A 2,977-nucleotide genomic window follows, 5' to 3' on the forward strand; every position below is an offset into this window, starting at 1 on the left:
GTGTTGTCAAAGCCGGTGACTTTCTCTGAGAAGCTGATCGTCACTTGGGCGGTCTCGCCTGCAGTCAAGGCGCTGTCGCTGATGCTGATGCTGGCGGTGGGGCCTTGGGTGTCGACGGCGTAAGTAGCGCTGGAGGCTGCGCTGCCTGCGTTGTCGGCCAAGTCGCTGTACGCAGCGGGATTGACGCTGATGCTGTTGGCGGCGACTTCGACGTTGGCGCTCGGCGTGAAGGTGGCCGTCCAGGTGGTGCCGCCGTCGGTGCTGGCCAGAGTGCTCAGGGTGCCGTTGGGCGCGGTGACGTCGGCGTTGCTGAAGTCTTTGACCGCTTCGCTGAAGGTGATGGTGACTTTGGCGCTTTGACCGGCCGTGAGGCTGGTGATGGCCGCGTTGGTGTTGTCCGTGAGGGTGACGCTGGCCGTGGGGGCCTTGGTGTCCACGCTGTAGTTGCCGCTGTCTGCGCTTTGGCCTGCGTTGCCGGCCACGTCGGTGTAGGTGTTGGCCAGTGTGATGACGTTGGTGGCGTCTTCCAGGTTCACGCTGGGCGTGAAGGTGCCGGTCCAGACGATGCCGTCCGTGCTGCTGAGCGTGCCCAGGCTGCCATTGGCCACGGTGACGTCGGTGTTGCTGAAGTTGCTGACCTTCTCGCTGAAGGTGATGGTCAGCGTAGTGGTCTCACCGGCCTTGAGTGCTTCGTCGGCCAGTTGGAGGGTGGCTGTGGGGGCCAGGGTTTCCACGCTGTAGTTGCCGCTGGTGGCTGCGGTGCCCAGGTTGTCCGACAGGTCGGTGTAGTTGGCCAGCACTTTGACCACGTTGGTGGTGTCTTCGATGCTGGCCGTCGGTGTGAGTGTGGCGGTCCAGGTCAGGCCGCTGTCGGCTGTGGCCAAGCCCGTCAGCGTGCCGTTGTCGGCGGTCAGGTCCGACAGGTCAAAGGCTTTGACTTTCTCGCTGAAGGTGATGGTGACGGTGGCGGTTTCGCCCACTTTGAGGGCGCTCTTGTCGAGCACGATGCTTTGCACCGTGGGCACGGTGATGTCCACCTTGTAGGTGCGGGTGTCCGAGACCATGTGGGTGTTGCCTGCCGCGTCGCTGGCCATGAGCACGACTTCGATTTCTGAGCCTTGGTCAGCAATCAGGTCGGCCGTGGCCACGCTGACGCTGTAGTTGCCCAGCGCGTCCACGGTGGCGCTGAAGGTTTGGCCGTTGACCAGCACTTTGACCAGGTCGCCTTCGCGGGCATTGGTCACGCTGCCGGTGATGCCGGTCTGGGTTTGCACCGCGTCCGCAGGGCTCAGGGCGTCGTCGCCGCCAATGGCGTTGATGCTGACGGCGGGCGTGGGCGCTGTGGTGTCGAGCGTGAAGCTCAGGCTGCTGGATGCGCTGACGTTGCCTGCTGTGTCGGTCTGGCGCACTTGGACCGTGTTGCTGCCTTCTGTGGCTGCGAAGGTCGTGCCCCACATTGAGCCATTGGTGCTGTACTCGACGGTTGAGCCTGCTTCCAGGTTGCCCACCACGAGGCTGCCGTCTCGGCTGATCTTGTCGCTGCTGCTGGTGCCGCTGTCGCACACCAGGGCCACTGTAGGTGTGGCCACTGCCGTGTCCATCACCAAAGGCAGTGTCTTGGGCGCACTCACCACGCCCGCAGCGTTGGTGGCCGTCACGCTCACGCTGCCGCTGGCCACGTCCATCGTGGGTGTCACGCTCCACGTGCCGTCAGCGGCCACCGTGGTGCTGAGCACTTCGCCTGTGCCGGGCATCGTCACCTGGATGATGTCGCCCGTGGTGCCCGTGCCGCTGATCGTGGGGGTCACGTCGTTGGTCACCAAGTCGGTCTGGCTGCCGCTGTTGCTGGTGTTGTCCAGCTTCAGTGTGAAGACCGCGTCCAGCGTGCGCAGCTGGAACACCAGGGTGTCCGAGGTGGCCACATTGCCTGCCGCGTCCGTCACTTTGACGCTCACGCTGTTGCTGCCCTCCACCGCCGTGAAGCTGCTGGTCCAGGTTTGGCCGTCGGTGCTGTATTGCACTTGGGCGTCGCTGTCCACGTTGTTCAGGCTCAGCGCACCGCTGCGCGTGATTTTGTCGCTGCTGCTGGCACCGCTGTCGCAGCTGAGCGCCACACTGGGTTTGCTGATGAGTGTGTCCAGCGTGAAGCTCAGCGTGCTGGCTGCGCCTGCGTTGCCTGCGGCGTCCAACACCCGTGCCTTGACGGTGTTGCTGCCTTCGGCCGCCACAAAGGTGTTGCTCCAGGCCACGCCGTCTGTGCTGTATTGCAGTGTCGCGCCCACTTCGCTTGTGGTGGCGCTGAATGCGCCGTTTTGGGTGATCTTGTCGCTGCCCAACAGGCCGCTGTCGCACACCAGGCCCAATACGGGCGCTGCAGGCGCTTGGGTGTCCAGTGTGAAGGCGTAGTCGGTGACTGCGCCCAGGTTGCCTGCCGCATCGGTCACGCGCACTTTGACGTTGTTCACGCCTTCGGCTGCGGCCAAGGTGGCGGCCCAGCTCAGGCCGTCGGTGCTGTATTCAATCAGCCCTGCGGTTTCTGCTGTTTGCACCGCCAGTGTGCCGGTGTGGCTGATTTTGTCGTTGTTGGCCACGGCGGTCAGGCCGCTGTCGCACACCAAGCTGACGCTGGCGGCCACGGGCGCTGTTTTGTCCAGCGTGAAGCTCAGGCTGGAGGTGCTGCTGACGTTGCCCGCCTTGTCGGTCACGCGCACGCTGACGGTGTTGGCGCCGTCTGCGGCCGCAAAGGTGCTGCTCCAGGTGGGGTCTGTACTGCTGGCGTTGGTGCTGTACTCCAGCGTGGCACCGGCTTCGGCCACCACGTTGAGGGCTCCGTTGTTGGTGAGTTGGTCACCCGCTTGGCTGCCGCTGTCGCACACCAAGGTGAGCACGGCCGCTGTGGGCGCTGTGCTGTCCAGGGTGAAGCTGTAGTCTTGTGTGCGTTGGTTGCCTGCCGCGTCCATCACGCGCACTTTGACGT

At 64.4% G+C, this 2,977-nt stretch carries 1 protein-coding gene; it reads right to left on the bottom strand.

What is annotated here, in order from left to right:
• The coding region (locus tag B9Z48_RS21255) for an Ig-like domain-containing protein (RefSeq protein WP_146186352.1) at window positions 1–2,977 on the bottom strand (2,977 nt) is incomplete at both ends.

This window comes from Limnohabitans sp. WS1, assembly GCF_003063265.1.
GTDB lineage: Bacteria > Pseudomonadota > Gammaproteobacteria > Burkholderiales > Burkholderiaceae_C > Limnohabitans_A.